The organism is Burkholderia sp. NFPP32 (assembly GCF_900119325.1).
In the GTDB taxonomy this organism is placed as follows: Bacteria; Pseudomonadota; Gammaproteobacteria; order Burkholderiales; family Burkholderiaceae; genus Burkholderia; species Burkholderia pyrrocinia_C.
Window position 1 is genome coordinate 62,293 of record NZ_FPJP01000008.1, and the last position, 17,087, is coordinate 79,379.

15 protein-coding genes are annotated in these 17,087 nt (G+C 66.5%); 5 read left to right on the top strand and 10 right to left on the bottom strand.

The genetic code is table 11. The features are described from left to right. Window positions 1–16: 16 nt before the first annotated feature. From BT264_RS17445 to BT264_RS17465, 5 genes are all read right to left on the bottom strand, one after another. Window positions 17–1,459 carry an efflux transporter outer membrane subunit gene (locus tag BT264_RS17445; protein ID WP_072439213.1) on the bottom strand — a complete coding sequence of 481 codons (1,443 nt, stop codon included), beginning with the start codon at window positions 1,457–1,459 and terminating at the stop codon, window positions 17–19. A 16-nt stretch (window positions 1,460–1,475) separates the two neighbouring features. Further along, a complete protein-coding gene (locus BT264_RS17450) occupies window positions 1,476–3,050 on the bottom strand; it encodes a DHA2 family efflux MFS transporter permease subunit (protein ID WP_072439215.1) in 1,575 nt (524 codons plus the stop codon). Between the two features lie 13 nt (window positions 3,051–3,063). Continuing rightward, entirely contained in the window at window positions 3,064–4,158 is a 1,095-nt protein-coding gene (locus BT264_RS17455; protein ID WP_072439217.1) for an HlyD family secretion protein, read from the bottom strand. Window positions 4,159–4,224: 66 nt separating this feature from the next. Beyond that, window positions 4,225–4,656 (bottom strand): MarR family winged helix-turn-helix transcriptional regulator, encoded by a 432-nt coding sequence (locus BT264_RS17460; RefSeq protein ID WP_072439219.1) that lies wholly within the window; start codon window positions 4,654–4,656, stop codon window positions 4,225–4,227. 107 nt (window positions 4,657–4,763) lie between these two features. Next, the gene (locus tag BT264_RS17465) at window positions 4,764–5,684 is read right to left on the bottom strand and encodes a LysR family transcriptional regulator (protein ID WP_072439220.1); all 921 of its coding nucleotides are present in this window, start codon (window positions 5,682–5,684) and stop codon (window positions 4,764–4,766) included. Between the two features lie 105 nt (window positions 5,685–5,789). On the opposite strand from BT264_RS17465, the gene BT264_RS17470 reads away from it, so the two are divergent. From BT264_RS17470 to BT264_RS17480, 3 genes are all read left to right on the top strand, one after another. Further along, window positions 5,790–6,218 carry a MarR family winged helix-turn-helix transcriptional regulator gene (locus BT264_RS17470; protein ID WP_072439222.1) on the top strand — a complete coding sequence of 143 codons (429 nt, stop codon included), beginning with the start codon at window positions 5,790–5,792 and terminating at the stop codon, window positions 6,216–6,218. A 224-nt stretch (window positions 6,219–6,442) separates the two neighbouring features. Continuing rightward, window positions 6,443–7,690: an aconitase X gene (locus tag BT264_RS17475; RefSeq protein WP_072439224.1), complete on the top strand. Its 1,248-nt coding sequence runs from the start codon at window positions 6,443–6,445 to the stop codon at window positions 7,688–7,690. Next, entirely contained in the window at window positions 7,683–8,132 is a 450-nt protein-coding gene (locus BT264_RS17480) for an aconitase X swivel domain-containing protein (protein WP_072439226.1), read from the top strand. The genes BT264_RS17475 and BT264_RS17480 overlap by 8 nt, the downstream gene beginning before the upstream one ends. 24 nt (window positions 8,133–8,156) lie before the next feature. Here BT264_RS17480 and BT264_RS17485 read toward each other — a convergent pair whose 3' ends face one another. After that, window positions 8,157–9,239 (bottom strand): AraC family transcriptional regulator, encoded by a 1,083-nt coding sequence (locus BT264_RS17485; RefSeq protein WP_072439228.1) that lies wholly within the window; start codon window positions 9,237–9,239, stop codon window positions 8,157–8,159. A gap of 75 nt (window positions 9,240–9,314) precedes the next feature. Here BT264_RS17485 and BT264_RS17490 point away from each other — a divergent pair, with 75 nt between their 5' ends. Continuing rightward, window positions 9,315–11,348, top strand: a complete 2,034-nt coding sequence (locus tag BT264_RS17490; RefSeq protein ID WP_072439230.1) for an NADPH-dependent 2,4-dienoyl-CoA reductase — start codon at window positions 9,315–9,317, stop codon at window positions 11,346–11,348. Window positions 11,349–11,411: 63 nt separating this feature from the next. On the opposite strand, the gene BT264_RS17495 is transcribed toward BT264_RS17490, so the two are convergent. Then, window positions 11,412–11,822, bottom strand: coding sequence for a DUF2471 family protein (locus tag BT264_RS17495; RefSeq protein ID WP_072439232.1), 411 nt, complete (start codon window positions 11,820–11,822; stop codon window positions 11,412–11,414). A gap of 216 nt (window positions 11,823–12,038) precedes the next feature. Next, window positions 12,039–12,932 (bottom strand): LysR family transcriptional regulator, encoded by an 894-nt coding sequence (locus tag BT264_RS17500; protein WP_072439234.1) that lies wholly within the window; start codon window positions 12,930–12,932, stop codon window positions 12,039–12,041. Between the two features lie 86 nt (window positions 12,933–13,018). On the opposite strand from BT264_RS17500, the gene BT264_RS17505 reads away from it, so the two are divergent. Further along, complete coding sequence (locus tag BT264_RS17505) at window positions 13,019–13,804, top strand: NAD(P)H-dependent oxidoreductase (RefSeq protein WP_072439493.1); 786 nt, start codon at window positions 13,019–13,021, stop codon at window positions 13,802–13,804. Between the two features lie 10 nt (window positions 13,805–13,814). Here the strand turns inward: BT264_RS17505 and tssE are convergent, their stop codons facing one another. Next, window positions 13,815–14,237, bottom strand: coding sequence for a type VI secretion system baseplate subunit TssE (gene tssE, locus BT264_RS17510; protein ID WP_047903624.1), 423 nt, complete (start codon window positions 14,235–14,237; stop codon window positions 13,815–13,817). After that, window positions 14,234–16,948 carry a type VI secretion system ATPase TssH gene (tssH, locus tag BT264_RS17515; RefSeq protein ID WP_072439236.1) on the bottom strand — a complete coding sequence of 905 codons (2,715 nt, stop codon included), beginning with the start codon at window positions 16,946–16,948 and terminating at the stop codon, window positions 14,234–14,236. The genes tssE and tssH overlap by 4 nt, the downstream gene beginning before the upstream one ends. Window positions 16,949–17,087: the final 139 nt, after the last annotated feature.

Here is a 17,087-nt window from a genome sequence, read left to right on the forward strand (position 1 = left end):
GATATCCTATCGGCCCTCAATTCTTCGCCACAGCCTCTGTCTCGGCTTCCGCTCCGCCCGCCGCCTCATTCCTGCTCCACCCACCCCCAAGCGACCGATAAAGCGCGACCGCCGCCAGCGCATGCTCGCGCTTGACCTGATTGAGCGAATCCGAGTCCCTTAGATAAACCTCCTGCGCCGACAGCACATCCAGAAAATCCGTCGCACCGCCCTTATAGAGCTGATTCGCCAACCCGAGCGCCTTATCGGAAGCTGCCAGTGCACTACCGAGCCGCCGTGTCGCCTCATCGGAACTGACGAGATTCGCACGCGCATCCTCGACTTCCCTCAACGCCTGCAGCATCGTCTGCCTCAACCCGAGTTCCGACTCGCGCATCCGGCTTTCGCTCTGCGTGATATCGGCGGTAATACGCCCCGCATTGAAGATCGGGCTCGTCGCGCTCAACGCCGCGCTGAACAGGTTGTCGGTCAACGTAGGCAACCCGAGATACGACGCCGCCAGAATTCCGTCCGTCAAATTCAGCGAAAACTTCGGATACCGCTCGGCCTTGGCAACACCCACTTGCGCCGCTCTCCGCTCGACCTGCGCATAAGCAGTCAGCACATCGGGCCGCCGCAACAACGCCTGCGAAGGCAACGTCCCCGGCGCGCCAGCCGGCGGCGCGGGAATCTCGCCCGCCTGCGCCAACACGAGCCGATCGACCGATTCCGGCGTCCGCCCCGAATACACGGCAATCAGATTGAGCTGATGCGAGATCTGCGCCTGCGTCGGCGGAATCCGCGCTTCGAGCGCATCGAGCTGGTTCTGCGCGCGCGTGACGTCGAGTTCCGTCGACAGCCCGAACGCCTGCCGTTTGCGCGTGAGTTCGAGCGCATGCTGCCGGATCTTCGCGTTGTCCTGCAGGATCTTCAGTTCCTGCTGCGCCCAGCGCAGGTCGACATACGCGGATGCCGCATCGGCCGCGAGCGCGAGCCGCATCGCATCTTCCGCGTGCTTCTGCCCAACGAGTTCGGCCTGCGCGGCGAGCAGATCGAGCCGTTCGCCGCCGAACACATCGGGCGACCAGCTCAGCGCGAGCCCCGCGCCGGCCTGCCGCACATAGCCGAGCGGCGGCGGCGTGTTCTGCCGCGCATCGGCCGCATGCGCGGTCGCGTCGAGTTCGGGCAGCAGCACCGCGCGCTTTTGAACGGTCAGCGCCTGCGCCTGCTTCACGCGTTCGGCGGCGGCCTGCAGATCGAGGTTGCCGTCGAGCACGGTCGCGATCAGCCGGTCGAGCACGGGATCGTGGAATTGCGCCCACCATGCGGCGGCGTCGATGTCCGCGCGCGGCACGTCGGTATCCCATGCGGTGGGCGCGAGCGTCTGCACGGATTCGTGGAGCGCGGGGTGCTGCGCGGGCTGCACCGCGCAGCCTGCGGCGAATGCGCTGACAGCCAGCGCGACGAGTAGCTTTTTCATGATGATGGCCTCGGCCTCAGTGCGCGTCCGGCGGCGGCGCGTTCAACGTAATGGGTTTGGAAAACACGACGGCAAGCAGCGCGACGACGAAACACAGCGACAGCGCGTAGTACGCATCCGCATAGGTGAGCGTCAGCGCTTCGCGATAAATCAGCCGATGCAGGTTCGCGAGCCCCGCCTGCGCGGTATTTAGCGTATTGCCGGCAACAGCCGTCCAGTACGCGGCCTGATGATCGAGCAGCGACGCGATCTGCGGTTCGCCCGCGCTCACGTGCTCGTTCAGGCGCAGGTAGTGAAAGTTCAGCCGGTCGTTGAGCATCGTCGCGCTCACCGCGATGCCGATCGCACCGCCGAGATTGCGCATCAGGTTGAACAGCCCGCTCGCCGATTTCAGTCGCGATTGCGGCAGCGAGCCGAGCGCCATCGTCACGATCGGCGGCACGCTGAACTGCTGGCCGATGCCGCGCAGCGCCTGCGGCAGCAGCAGTTCCCGCCAGCCCCAGTCGTGCGTGATCGGCGTGTACAGGTAGCAGCCGAGGCCGAAGCAGATCAGCCCGAACACGAGCAGCGCGCGCATGCTGAAGTAGCGCGCCGCGAACGCATAGACGCACAGCGCGAGCAACTGGAACGCGCCGACCGACAGCAGCGCCAGGCCGATCTGCAGCGAGCTGAACGCGCGCACCTGCGCAAGAAACAATGGCGTCAGGAACACGGTCACGAAGATCCCGATGCCGGTGACGAACGACAGCAGGCTGCCGATCCCGAAGTTGCGCACGGCGAGCGCGCGCAGGTCGACGATCGGATCGTCGGCGGTCAGCGCATGCACGATGAACAGGAAGCCGCAGATGCCGGAGATCCACGCGCAGATGACGATCGCGTCGTCGCCGAACCAGTTCTTGCGCGGGCCTTCTTCCAGCACGTATTCGAGGCAGCCGAGGAATCCTGACATCAGCGCGATGCCGAGATAGTCGCCGCGCTTGATGAGGCTCAGGTCGGGTTCGTCGATATGCACATAGCGCGGCACGAGCGCGGCCACGGCGATACCCGGCACGAGGTTCAGGTAGAACAGCCAGTGCCACGACCATTGGTCGGTGATCCAGCCGCCGATCACGGGGCCGATCGCCGGCGCGAGCGACGCGAGTGCGCCGATGGTCGTCGATGCGATCAGCCGCTGCTTGCCGGGGAACAGGACGAACGCGGTGGTGAACACGGTCGGGATCATCGCGGCGCCGAGCGCGCCCTGCAGCCCGCGAAACAGGATCATCGAGTTGATGTCCCACGCGAGCCCGCACAGCATGCTGGTGATCGTGAAGCCGACGGCCGAAGCGACGAACAGCCAGCGCGTCGACATCACCTTCGACAGCCAGCCCGACATCGGGATCACGATGATCTCGGCGATCAGGTAGGCCGTCTGCACCCACGACAATTCGTCCTGGCTCGCGGACAAGCCGCCGCCGATGTCGCGCAGCGACGACGCGACGATCTGGATGTCGAGCGTCGCCATGAAGAAGCCGACGCACATCAGCGCGAACGCGAATACGCGCTGCTTCGTCGGTTGCGACGCGGGGTCGCCGGAAAACGCGGTGGTCATGGTCGGCTCCCGCTCAGTTCGCGTGGTCGGTATGCACGGTCACGACCGCGGACAGGCCGGGGCGCAGCACGTGCTCGAGGCCCGGCTGCGGATCGAGATGCACGCGCACGGGCACGCGCTGGACGATCTTCGTGAAGTTGCCGGTGGCGTTCTCGGGCGGCAGCACGCTGAAGGTCGCGCCGGTCGCGGGCGCGACGCTGTCGACACGGCCGTGCAGGCGCGTGCTCGACGCATCGAGCGACACGTCGACGCGATCGCCCGCACGCATCTTGCGAAGCTGGTCTTCCTTGAAGTTCGCGTCGATCCACAGCCCGGAAGCCGGCACGACCGTCAGCAGCGGCACGCCGACGTTCGCGAGCATGCCGACGCGGCCCGTGCGGTTGTCGACGTAACCGTCGACCGGCGAGCGGATCGTCGTGTATTCGACGTTGAGCGCCGCGACGCGTTGCGCGGCGAGCGCGGTGTTCACGCGGGCGCGCGCATCGGCGAGCTGCGCGCCGAGCACGTCGAGCTGCCGCTTCGAGGCGAGCAGCGCGGCGTCGCTGCGGTCGACGGCCGCGCCTGCCTTCGAATAGTCGGCGTCCGCGCGCTCGACGATCTGGTTCGACACGGCGTCGGATTTCACGAGCTCGCGGTAGCGCACGCGGTCCGATGCGGCGCGCGTCAATTCGGCCGACGACGCGTTCTTGTCCGCCGCTTGCTGGCCGATCACCGCGTATTGCAGTTGCTGCTTCGCTTCGAGTTCGGTCACGGCGGAGCGCGCGCTGTCGACTTCGGCGCTGGCCTGCGCGAGCTTCGCATCGTAGTCGCGCGCATCGAGCTGCACGAGCACGTCGCCGGCCTTCACGCGCTGGTTGTCGGTCACGAGAATCCGGTCGACGAAGCCGTTGACCTTCGGCGCGAGCACGGTTACGTCGCCGCCGACATACGCATCGTCGGTGCTTTCCTGGAAGCGCAGCACGAACAGCCAGTCGAGCGCGGCCGCGGCCACCACGACGACGACGGCGATCACCGCGATGCGCATCCACGGCACGCGGCGTCGCTGCTTCGCGGGCGGGTCGATTGTGGCTGCCTCGCGGGAAGCAGCGGCTTCTTGGGTCGTTTCCATCGATTCACCTATGTATATGCACTTATTGAAACGATCGACGACAAACGCGTCGATCGGGGAAGGGGGTTAGCGCTCCGGCAGGTTGTGCGTGATCCGGAACAATTCGTCTCTCAGCCGGGCTGCCTGCGCCGGCCCGAATCGCCGTTCGAACGCTTCCTGTGCGGCGAGCCAGTGCACGTGTGCATCGGCGATCTTCGTTTCGCCGTGCGCGGTCAGCGCGAACGTCTGGCGGCGGTGCGGCGGCTCGATCCGGCCCGTCACCAGCGCCGCGCCGACGAGCGGCTTGAGCGCGCGCAGCAGCGCGGTGCGCTCGATCACCAATACGGACGACAGCGCAGCCATCGTCTGATGCGGCCGGTCGCGCAGCAACGCGAGAATGCTGTACTGCGACGGCGTGACGCCCGCCCGCGACAGGTAACGCTCGTAGAACTGCGAGATCCGGCGGGCGGCTTGCCGGACCGCGAAGCAATCGTCATCGATAAGCGTGGTCTTGTGCATGTGCACATGTTAGGGCGCAGCGCGCCACGAAGCGATGGGTGGAGCAGGATCAGATTGGTGTCGTGGCTGTACCAATCGGCGTCACGCCGGCGCGTTCGCGCGCCGGATCAGGCCGCCGCCGGAACAATCCCGCCTACGCGGTCGCAATAGGCGGCCGTGTAGTCGATGAATGCCTTCACCTTCGCGGGCAGCAGCGCGCGGTTCGCGTACGCGAGCTTGATCTCGACGAACGCGTCGACGAGATCGGCGCCCTCCAGCAACTGCACGAGCGCACCCGACGCGAGTTCGGCTTCGACGAGCGTTCTCGGCACGACGCCGATGCCGAAGTCGTGCATCACCATTTCGCGGTTGAAGACGGGGCTGTTCGACGAGATGTCGAAGCGGTACGGCACGGTCAGCGTGTCGCCGTCGACGCGGAACGACAGCGCGGGCCGGCGCAGCGACGGCGATATCGGCACGAACGGATGATCGGCCAGGTCGGCCGGCGTCTCGGGGCGCGAATGCGCGCCCAGATACGCGGGCGTTGCGACGATCACGACCGGAATGCGCTCGACCAGCCGCACGACGGTCGTCTCGCTCGTCAGCATGTAAGGCACGACGATGCCGATGTCGTAGCCTTCGCCGACGAGATCGACGGGGCGCTCGGTCAGCGTGACATCGAGGCGCACCTTCGGATGCGCGCGCTTGAAGCCGGCGATCAGCGGCACGAGCCGGTTCAGCGCGGCCGTCGTATGCGCGACGAGACGCAGCAGGCCCTCGGGTTCGCGCGTCTGCGTCTGCGCTTCCGCTTCGAGCGCGTCGAGTTCGTCGAGCACGGCCGCGCAGCGCTCGTAGATGCGTTCGGCGGTTTCGGTCAGCGACACCTGGCGCGTGGTCCGGTGCAGCAGCCGGCTGCCGAAGCGCGCTTCCAGATCCGCGACCGCACGCGACACGACCGGCCGCGCGAGACCGTGGATGTCGGCGGCGCGCGTGAAGCTGCGCATCTCGACCACCGACCGGAAGATCCGCAGCTTGTCGATGTAGTCCATGTCCGTCTCCTTGACGCGATGGCGGGGCGCCGGACGCGCCCGGCCGGCCTCGTTACGGCGGAGTGTACATTGACTTTATGCATATGCACATATAAATTGCGGAGCATGAACGACAACCAGATTGCCCAAGCGTGCAACTGCCTCGCGCTGCGTCAGGCGGCGCGCTTCGTCACGCAACTGTACGAACGCCATCTGGCCCCGGTCGGCGTCACGCCCGCGCAGTTTTCGATCATGGCGAATTTGACGCGTCGACCCGGCCTGCTGATGAGCGAACTGGCCGACGCGCTCGTGATGGATCGCACGACGCTGCTGCGCGCGCTGAAGCCGTTGCAGCGCGACGGTTTGGTCGCGACGGCCGCGTCCGAGCACGATGCGCGCGCGCATGCGCTGAGCCTCACGAAGCTCGGCGAGCGCACGTTCGCGCGGGCGTTGGTCGCATGGCAGGCCGCGCAGGACGAATTCGAGACGCAGTTCGGCCAGGGGCGCGCGAAGGCACTGCGCGATGAGCTGTTCAGCCTGACCGCGGAACGCTAGGCGGGCGGCAGGTGGCTCGCGCGTTGCGACGAACTGGAGCGGAATTCGAGCCATCGGTCGCTTCAGCGGAGTTCGAAGCGCGAAGTCATGGCATCCATGACCGAAAATTGGTTTTTAAATTATCCGGATTGGTGATGATCTGGACAGTTTTTATTTCCAGTTGTAGAGTCCTCTGACGGATTTCACGGACCGGCGCCGCCGGCACGAGTCACGAGGAGCAACCGATGCTGCAGTTGAGCGACCGCGACGACGCGATGTTGCGCGGGGATTTCGGCGACGGCGTCGCGCGCGCGATGCGGATCGTCGCACGCACGGCGGAAGTGATGTCCGCGCCGCACCTGATCGACATCACGTCCGCGCATATCGACGGCTGTCTTTATCACGGCCAGACCAGTCTCGATTTCGTCGAGTATTTCGTCGATACGGGCGCGAAGGTCGCGGTGCCGACCACCTTGAACGTCGGGTCGCTCGACCTGATTCATCCCGAGCTGTATCACGGCGACCGCACGATCCAGCGCGATGCGCAGCGCCTGATGGACGCGCATCTGCAGCTCGGCTGCGAATCGAGTTTCACGTGCGCGCCGTATCAGTTGAAGAGCCGTCCCGCGAAGGGCGAGCAGATCGCGTGGGCCGAATCGAATGCGATCGTGTTCGCGAACTCGGTGCTCGGCGCGCGCACGAGCCGGTACGGCGATTTTCTCGATCTGGCCGCCGCGATTACCGGGCGCGCGCCGTATGCGGGTTTGCATGTCGAAGCGAACCGCGCCGCGCGGATCGTGTTCAACGCGCCGGACTTCAGCCGCCTGCCATCGCGCGATATCTATTTCGCCGCGCTCGGCTTGGCTGTCGGCAAAATCGCGGGCGCGATCGTGCCGGCGATCGTCGGGCTGCCGGCGGACACTACCGAAGACGAACTCAAGGCGCTCGGCGCGGCTGCCGCATCGAGCGGGGCCGTCGCGCTGTTCCATGCGGTGGGCGTGACGCCCGAGGCGCCGACGCTCGATGCCGCCTTGCACGGCCGCGCGGCGCAACGCACGGTCGACGTCGCGATGGCCGATCTCGACGAGATTCGCCTCACGCTGAACCACGGCGCGGCCGGCGACGCGCTCGTCGCGGTGGCGCTCGGCACGCCGCATTTCTCGCTGGCCGAATTCCGCACGCTCGATACGTTGCTCGAAGCGTTCGACGGCAAGCCGGCCTGCGATTTCTACGTGAACACGAGCCGCTTCATTTTGTGGGAGCTGGGCGAGGCCGGCCTCGCGGACAAGTTCGCCGCGCGCGGCATCCAGATCGTCGTCGATACCTGCACGTACATCACGCCGGTGATGAAGCAACTGTCGGGGTTGGTGATGACCAACTCGGGGAAATGGGCGTCGTATGCGCCCGCGAATATCGGCGTGACGGTCGCATACGGCAGCATGCGCGAATGCGTGCGTTCGGCGTACGAAGGAAAGGTGCGATTCGATGATTGAAGCGACGGGCAAAGGTCTGACGGGCGACACGCTCGTGCCGGGCAGCGCATGCGCGAGCGCGTTCGTGCTCGACAAGCCGCTCAGCTTCTGGGGCGGCTACGATTCGGGCGCCGGCAAGATCGTCGATCGCGGGCATCCGCAGGCTGGCGCGAGTCTCGCCGGCAAGGTGATGGTGATGCCGCACGCGAAGGGTTCGAGCTCGAGCAGCAGCGTGCTCGCGGAAGCCGTGCGCAACGGCACGGGGCCCGTCGCGATCGTGCTGAAGGAGCGCGACCTGATCATCTCGATCGGCGCGATCGTGGCCGCCGAGCTGTATGCGATCGCGGTGCCGGTGGTGTGCGTGACCGATGACGTGTATGACGCGATCGTCGCCGCAACGGGCGAGGTGCGGATCGACGCGGGCGAGGGGGATGGCGGCGCGCGGATTTACGTCGGAGGTTGATGCGTCGCGTGTCAGCCAGCCGATTTACTCGTGTGACGGTCTGCCGGCCGCTTCCCGATACGCACTCGGCGTTTGCCCGGCCCAGCGCCGGAACGCGCGCGTGAAATTCGCCGGATCGGTGAATTGCAGCTGCTCGGCGATCGTCTTCAGGTCGAGATCCGATGCGGCGAGCAACTGCTTCGCGTCACGAAACCGCGCTTCGTCGAGCAATTGCCGATAGCTCGAACCGGCTTCCTCCAGGCGGCGCCGCAGCGTGCGCGTCGACACGAGCAGCGCGTCGGCGAGTGTTTCAGGCCCCGGATAAACGCCGGTTGCTTTCGCCAGCTCGGCCCGCACGCGCTCGACCAGGTCGCCTTCGTCCTGCCGCACCTGCGCATACTCGCGCTCGACCTGCACGAGCGCCTGCCGGTGCGCGACTTCGTCGGCGAGCGGCAGCGGCCAGTCGAGCACGTCGCGAGCAATCCACAGCGCGTTTGCCGCACAGCCGAATTCGACCGGCGGCAACTGGTCGCGATAGCGCGCGAAATACGCGGGCTCCGGCCACGCGAATTGCAGCTTGATCGGCGGCGACGCGCGCCCGGCCCATTGCGAGATGTTCTGCGCGAGCCCGGTCAGCACGAATTCGAACATCACGTGATGCTGCAGCACCGGGCTGGCCTGCACGCCGTGCAGTTCGAGCGTCGCGCCGCGTTCGTCTTCCGCATAGGTCAGCCGGTATTGGCGGTTGCGCATCCGGAAGTAGCGTTGCGTGACGGACAGCGCTTCGCGGATGTCCCGCGCGGTCAGCGTCGCATAGCCGAGAAAGCCGTGCACGGTCGGCTTCAGCAGCAGCCCGAACGCGAGCCCGATGCCCGGATCGCCGCCGATCTCGATCGCATTGAGCACGAGCCGCCCCCATTGCGACGGCGCGACGCGCGCGTCCGGTTCGGCCAGCACCGCGTCACGCAGGCCCGTGCCGGCACGCACGGCGGCCAGGTCGACGCCGCGCGCGGCCAGCGCCTGCAGTAGCAGGCGCGTATAGGCGACCGGAATCGTCGGCCGGCGCAGCCCGAGGCGGTCCTTGGCGAGTGGGGAGGTCATGTCATTTTGGCCGGAAATGACAAGCATTATGGCTGTTTGCCCCCTCACGTTCAAGGCGGCGCGCGCCTACGATGGCAGGCATCGCTTACCGGCAGGATCATCATGACGACCACCTTTCCCCATCTGCTCGCGCCGCTCGATCTCGGCTTCACGACGCTGAAGAACCGCGTGCTGATGGGTTCGATGCACACGGGCCTCGAGGACAGCCGCAAGACGCTGCCGCGGCTCGCCGAATATTTCGCCGAACGCGCGCGCGGCGGCGTCGGCCTGATCGTGACGGGCGGCTTCGCGCCGAACGTGGCCGGCTGGACCAAGCCGTTCGGCGGTACGCTGATGACGTCGGCCGCCGCGCGGCGGCATCGCGAGATCACCGGCGCCGTGCATGCGGAGGACGGCAAGATCGCACTGCAGATCCTGCATACGGGCCGCTACGGTTACCACCCGTTCGCGGTCGCGCCGTCGAAGATCAAGTCGCCGATTTCACCGTTCGCGCCGCACGAACTGAGCGCGGGCGGCGTCGAGCGGCAGATTCGCGCATTCGTCCGCTGTGCGAAGCTCGCGCGCGAAGCCGGCTACGACGGCGTCGAGATCATGGGCTCCGAGGGCTACCTGATCAACCAGTTCATCTCGATGCATACGAACAAGCGCACCGACCAGTGGGGCGGGTCGTACGAGAACCGCATCCGCTTGCCGATCGAGATCATCGAGCGCACGCGCGAAGCGGTCGGCCGCGATTTCATCCTGATCTACCGGCTGTCGATGCTCGACCTGATTCCGGACGGCAGCGACTGGAGCGAAACCGTGCAGCTCGCGAAGGCCGTCGAGCGCGCGGGTGCGACGATCATCAACACGGGGATCGGCTGGCACGAGGCGCGTGTGCCGACGATCGCGACGTCGGTGCCGCGCGGCGCGTTCGCGTGGGTGACGAAGAAAATGAAGGGCGAGGTCGGCATTCCGCTCGTGACGACCAACCGGATCAACCGGCCGGAAGTGGCCGAGCAGATCCTGGCAGATGGCTGCGCGGACATGGTGTCGATGGCGCGCCCGCTGCTCGCGGATGCCGAGTTCGTCGTCAAGGCCGCGCAGGGCCGCGCCGACGAGATCAACACCTGCATCGGCTGCAACCAGGCGTGCCTCGATCACGCGTTCAAGAACAAGATCGCGTCGTGCCTGCTGAATCCGCGTGCGTGCCACGAAACGGAGCTGAAATACACGCCCGCGCAGCAGCCGAAGCGCATCGCGGTGGTCGGCGCGGGGCCGGCCGGGCTCGCGTGCTCGACCGTGCTCGCACAGCGCGGCCATCAGGTCGACCTGTTCGACGGCGCAGCCGAGATCGGCGGCCAGTTCAACATGGCGAAGCAGGTTCCGGGCAAGGAGGAGTTTCATGAAGCGTTGCGCTACTTCGGCCGCCAGGTCGAGCTGACCGGCGTGAACCTGCACCTGAATCGCCGCGTCGACGCGAGCGACCTGATCGCGGGCGGTTACGACGAGATCGTGCTCGCAACCGGCGTCGCGCCGCGCGACCCGAAGATCCCCGGGCAGGATGGGCCGAACGTGCTCAGCTATATCGACGTGCTTGCCGGCAAGCAGCCGGTCGGCCGGCGCGTCGCGGTGGTCGGCGCGGGCGGGATCGGCTTCGATGTCGCCGAGTATCTGGTGCAGGCGGGCGAGTCGCCGGCGCTCGATCTGGAAGAGTGGAAGGCCGAGTGGGGCGTGACCGACCCGGCCGCGACGCGCGGCGGCGTGACCCGGGCACAGGTCGCGGCGCCCGCACGTGAAGTGACGCTGCTGCAGCGCAAGGCCGCGCCGCTCGGCAAGGGGCTCGGCAAGACGACCGGCTGGATTCACCGCGCGACGCTGAAGATGAAGCAGGTGAAGATGATCGGCGGCGTGAACTACGAGCTGATCGATGCGCGCGGGCTGCACGTGTCGTACGGCGAACAGCGCACCGATCACGAAGTAATCGAAGCCGACACGATCGTGCTCTGCACGGGGCAGGAGCCGCAGCGCGCGTTGCTCGCGCCGCTGCAGGCAGCCGGGCGCTCGGTGCACCTGATCGGCGGTGCGGAACTGGCCGCCGAACTCGATGCGAAGCGCGCGATCGATCAGGGCGCGCGGCTCGCGGCGCGGCTCTGATTGCTCGGCGGCGCGTGGCCGCGATGGCGTGCGCTGCCCCGGGATTCGTCGCTTGCGCCGGCGTCAGTCCATCTCGACGCGCTGCGTCTCTGCCTCTTCCGCTTCGAGCATCGCCTTGACGATCAAATAGACGGCGGGTAGATCGTCGTCGTCGCGCTTCCAGTCGACGGCTTCCTCGATGTCCGCCGCGATCATTCGGCTGTCGCGCAGCCGGATGAACGCATCGATGACGGTCGGATCGTTGCGGTTCAGGAAGCCTGCGTTCGAGAACGCAAGCTCCTCGACATTCAACAGCGCCTGCCAGCTCATCGTGCGAACCGCTGCCGGATGGCTGCGCCGCCGCAGGCCGAGCGCCCGCTGCGCGGGGGCGCCGACGACGCGTTGAAGATCGACGACCGCCTGCCGCGCGGCGCGCTCGAAGTGGATCGGGTTGAAACCGGGTTGCTCGGGATCGAATGCGGATGACTGGAACATGGTCGCCTCACAAAAGTCCGTCCGTCTGTGGATGACGGAATTCGGGTCAAATGGTGCAAAAGCACTGTAAATATATACAGTGTTCGAGGCGGTTTCAAGTCCCGGATGAAGAATCTTGCCGGCGCGGGCAGGGGGCGGATGACGGGAAGCCGATAGAGGCCGGTATGCGAGCGCTGCCCGCTCGTTGTCGCGCCGATTCCGTGGGCCGCATTCGGCTTATACCGATTCCGCGATGGTTTCCCGCAGCCACCGATGCGCGGGATCGCGATGCACGCGCTCGTGCCACAGCATCGACATTTCATAGCCGGGCACCTCGACCGGCGCTTCCACGACGTGCAGCGCGGGAACGTCGCGCACCAGCCGCTCGGGCAGCATCGCGACGAGATCGGTGCTGGCGACGGCCGACATCACGAACAGGAAATGCGGCACGGACAGCACGACGCGCCGCGCGGCACCGAGCTTCGCGAGCGCTTCGTCCGTCACGCCGAAGAAGCCGCCGCCGTCGGGCGACACGATCACGTGTTCGAGCGTGCCGAACTGTGCGAGCGTGGGGCGCCGCTTCAGCTTCGGATGCCCGGCTCGGCCGATGAGCACGTAACGCTCGACGAACAGCGGCAGGCGCCGCATGCCTGGCGGCGACCCCTCGGTCGTATGAAAGGCCAGGTCGATACCGTTTCGCTCGGCATCCTGCTCGATGCGCGGCGGCACGAGCTCGACGACGGCGAGCCGCGTACCGGGCGCGGTCGCCCGCAGCGTGTTCAGCGCGGGCAGCACGATCGTCGATTCGCCGTAGTCGGTCGCGGCCACGCGCCACGTGTTCGTCGCGGTCGCGGGATCGAATGGCGCGGCCGGAACCACCGCGCGTTCGACGGCTTCGAGTGCATCCCGCAGCGGCTCGCGCAGCGCTTCCGCGCGCGCTGTCGGCCGCATCCCGCGCGGCCCCGGCAGCAGCAGCGGATCGCCGAACAGGTCGCGCAGTTTCTGCAACTGCACGCTCACTGACGGTTGCGACATGTTCAGCCTTTCGGCCGCGCGCGTGACGTTGTGCTCGGCGAGCAGCACGTCCAGCGTGACCAGCAGGTTCAGATCGAGTCGCCTGAGATTATTCATGGCTATACCTGGAATATCAGGAATTCATTTCAAATATACCTTCGGCGGGGGCATCCTGCAGTCATTCAATCAACGGAGTGACGAACATGAATGTGCTGATCGTTTATGCCCATCCCGAACCGCGTTCGCTGAACGGCGCGCTGCGCGACTTTGCCGTCGAGCATCTCGAAGCGGCCGGCCACACCGTGCAGGTGACCGACCTGTATGCGATGAACTGGAAGGCGGCGTTCGATGCGAGCGACGTGACCGATCGCGCGCCCGATGCGCGCTTCGATCCTGCGCTCGACTCGAAGCATGCATTCGAGACGGGCACGCAACGCGACGATATCGCGTGCGAACAGGACAAGCTGAAGTGGGCCGATGCCGTGATCCTGCAGTTTCCGCTGTGGTGGTTCTCGATGCCGGCGATCATGAAGGGCTGGGTCGAGCGCGTGTATGCGTACGGTTTCGCATACGGCGTCGGCGAGCATTCCGACAAGCACTGGGGCGACCGTTACGGCGAGGGCTCGCTGGCAGGCAAGCGTGCGATGGTGATCGTGACGACCGGCGGCTGGGAGTCGCACTACAGCCCGCGCGGCATCAACGGGCCGATCGACGACGTGCTGTTCCCGATTCATCACGGGATTCTGTATTACCCGGGTTTCGATGTGCTGCCGCCGTTCGTGATCTACCGGACGGGAAAGATGAACGACGCGCGTTTCGAGGAAACGCGCGCGGCGCTCGGCAGGCGTCTCGACGATCTGTGGACTGCGCAGCCGATTCCGTTCCGGCGGCAGAATGCAGGCGATTATGAGATTCCGGCGTTGACGCTGAAGGAGGAGATCGCGCCGGGGAAGGCGGGGTTTGCGGCGCATCTCGCGCACGGGCATTGATTGGGCGTGGTCATGACCGATCGATGCGTCGTTCGACGCGCAGGCGGCCCGGCGGCTCGAAGTAGGTGCCGAAGCGCACGAGCCCGGCGTTCTTCAGGTGGCACGTCATCTCGAAGCTGACCAGGATGCCGGGATCGCGGTTGTCGACGATCCCGACGTCGATCGAGCGAATGCGCGGCTCGTACTTCAGCAGCGTCGCTTCCATCTGCTGCTTGAGCAAGTGCGCGGATGCAGGCAGTGCCTTGTAGATGTTCGTGAGATCGGGTAGCCCGTAGTCGGGCAGGTGCTTGAGCGCACCGGCCCGCGTATTGAGAATGCGGCGTACGTTTTGCTGAACGCTCAGGCATTCGAGCGTCCGGTCGTCATAAGCGCCGATCGGTTCGCCGCCGATCTGGCCGAGCAGCATGTCGTAGAGCGAGGGGCCGGCGGTCATCGGTCGTGCCATCGCGTAGTGGCGCGATCGCCGGCTGTCGGCGCGTCGACGAAGTCGATCGTCAACGATCCTTCGGCCGTGGCCGACAACAGGATTTGCCCTGGCGTAATGCCCGATGCCATCCGTCCAAGCAGTTCGCGGGACACGACCGGCAGCACGCGCTGGTTCAGGAACGCGTCGACGCTGCGTGCGCCGGATTCGCGTGATACGCAGTGCTGCGCGATCGATTCGATCAGATCGTCCGCGCACGTCAGGGTCACCGCGTGTTGCCGATGGAGGCGTTCGGCGATTTTGTCCAGCTTGATCCGCACGATCGACGCGAGCGCCGCCGCGCCGAGCGGCCGATAGACGAGTGTCTGGAAGCGTGCGAGCAGTGCGGGCTGGAAGTGCGAGACCAACTGCGGATGTACGGTTTCGCGCAGCGCTGCATGTGTGATCGCCGGATCCTTCGCCGTTGCATCGTCGATTTGCGCGCTGCCGAGATTGGAGGTCATCACGATCACGCAATGGCGGAAATCGATTTCGCGTCCCTCGCCGTCGCGCATCGTGCCTCGGTCGAATACCTGATAGAAAATGTCGAGCACGTCGCGATGCGCTTTCTCGACTTCGTCCAGCAGCACGACGCTGTACGGACGCTGACGCACGGCTTCGGTCAGGACACCGCCGCGTCCGTAACCGACGTAGCCGGGCGGCGAGCCCTTGAGCTGCGACACCGTATGCGCTTCCTGGTACTCGGACAGGTTGATCGTCGTCAGCGCGGCTTCGCCGCCGAACAGCAGGTCGGCGAGTGCCAGCGCGGTTTCGGTCTTGCCGACGCCGGACGGCCCGGTGAGCAGGAACACGCCGAGTGGTGCGTGCTCGTTCTTCAGGCCGGCCTTGGCGGTACGCAGGCTCTCCGCCAGCGCACCGATCGCATCGTCCTGCGCAACCACGCGCGCAGCGAGCGTCGCTTCGAGCGTGAGCAGGCTCCGGAGTTCGTCGTCGACGAGATTGCCGACCGGCACACCGGTCCATTCCGCGACAACGCGCGCGATGGATTGCGCATCGACGTCGGCGGCGATCATCGGCGATTTGCCCTGAACGGTCGACAGCGCATCGATGGCATTGGAAATGGCCAACGGATCGGGCGCGGAGCCGGCCGCGCCGCGAAGGGTGCGCAAGACGTCGACGAGTTCGCGTTCTCGCGTGTACTGGCCGAGCAGCATGCCGGCGGTGTCGCGCACCGCATCGTGTTCCGTGTCGATCGTGGCGCGCCGCCCGGCGACATCGCCGATCCCGGCTCGGGAATCTGCATCGAGCGCGGCGCGTTCCAGTTCGAGTGCCGTCAGCGTTGCGCGTGCCTGCTGCAGCTCCACCGGCGGCACGTCGATCGCCATGCGCACGCGCGCGGCAGCCGTGTCGATCAGATCGACGGCCTTGTCCGGCAGTTGGCGGGCAGGAATGTAGCGGCGTGATAGCCGCACGGCCGCGACGATCGCGTCGTCGCGAATGTGGACGTCGTGATGCTTCGCATAACGGCTTGCGAGCCCGCGCAGCATCAGGCAGGCGGTGTCGTCGTCGGGCTCGTCGACCTTGATGACCTGGAAGCGCCGTTCGAGCGCGGCATCGCGTTCGAAATATTCCTTGTACTCGGCCCATGTGGTCGCCGCGATCGTGCGCAACTCGCCGCGCGCGAGCGCCGGCTTGAGCAGGTTGGCCGCGTCGGCGCCGCCCGCCGCGTTGCCGGCGCCGATCAGCGTATGCGCTTCGTCGATGAACAGCAGGATGGGTGTCGTCGATGTCCGCACCTCGTCGATCACGTTCTTCAGCCGTTGCTCGAATTCGCCCTTCACGCCTGCTCCGGCTTGCAGCAAGCCGAGGTCGAGCGTCAGGATGCGCGTGTCGCGGATCGTTTCCGGAACGCTGCCCTCGATTACACGCAACGCGAGCCCTTCGACCAGCGCGGTCTTGCCGACGCCCGGCTCGCCGACCAGGATCGGGTTGTTCTTGCGACGGCGCGCCAGCACGTCGATCATCTGCCGGATCTCCCGGTCGCGGCCGAAGACGGGGTCGATCTCGCCGCGGCGGGCCTTCTCGGTCAGGTCGAGCGCAAAGCGCGCGAGGGCGTTGTCGTCGGTGGCGCGAGACGGTGCCGGTGGCGCGTGACGATCGATGGAGGCTTCCGTCGCGACATTGCCGGACGGATCGGCGGTTGGCGACGTGATCGGCTGCAACGCCATTTCATCGGACGCGTGCTCGGATGAGCGTCGACCGATCCGGGGCAGCACGCGCCGGATCTGCGCGCTCGAGACTGACAATAGCGGCCACGCACGTTGCGTGCGCAAGACGTGCGGCGCGTCGACGATCGCCTGCAGCAGATGGCCCGAGCGAATGGTGCCGTCGGAATCGTCCGACACCGCATGCGTCCACGCATCCTCGATCACCGTGGCGAGCTGCCGTGATAGAGCCGGCATGCCGCGCAACGTGCGCGGCATGCGGTCGATCACGTCGATCAACGCATCCCACACCGCATCGATATCGAGATCGTAGTGGCGCAGGATCGCCGGAATGTCGCCGTCGTCCGCTTCGATCAGTTTCAGCACCCAGTGCTCGACCGCGATTTCGTCGGCGAGCCGGGTCTGGCACAGGCTCGCGGCGGCTTCGAGCGCGCGCGTGCAATGGGGATTGAGGCGGCGAATGAGATGGGAGGCGTCCCGGAGAGGCGGCGTCATGTCGATAGCGGATAAGGAGGGGCGGAGGGTGTGCATCGTCGATGCCCATGCGAACCCGCGGAACCGGTTGCGAGCGAGCGGGCAGCCGATGCGTCGGAAGCCGGCGCGAGCACGCACCGGATTCCGCCAGTCGGTCAGC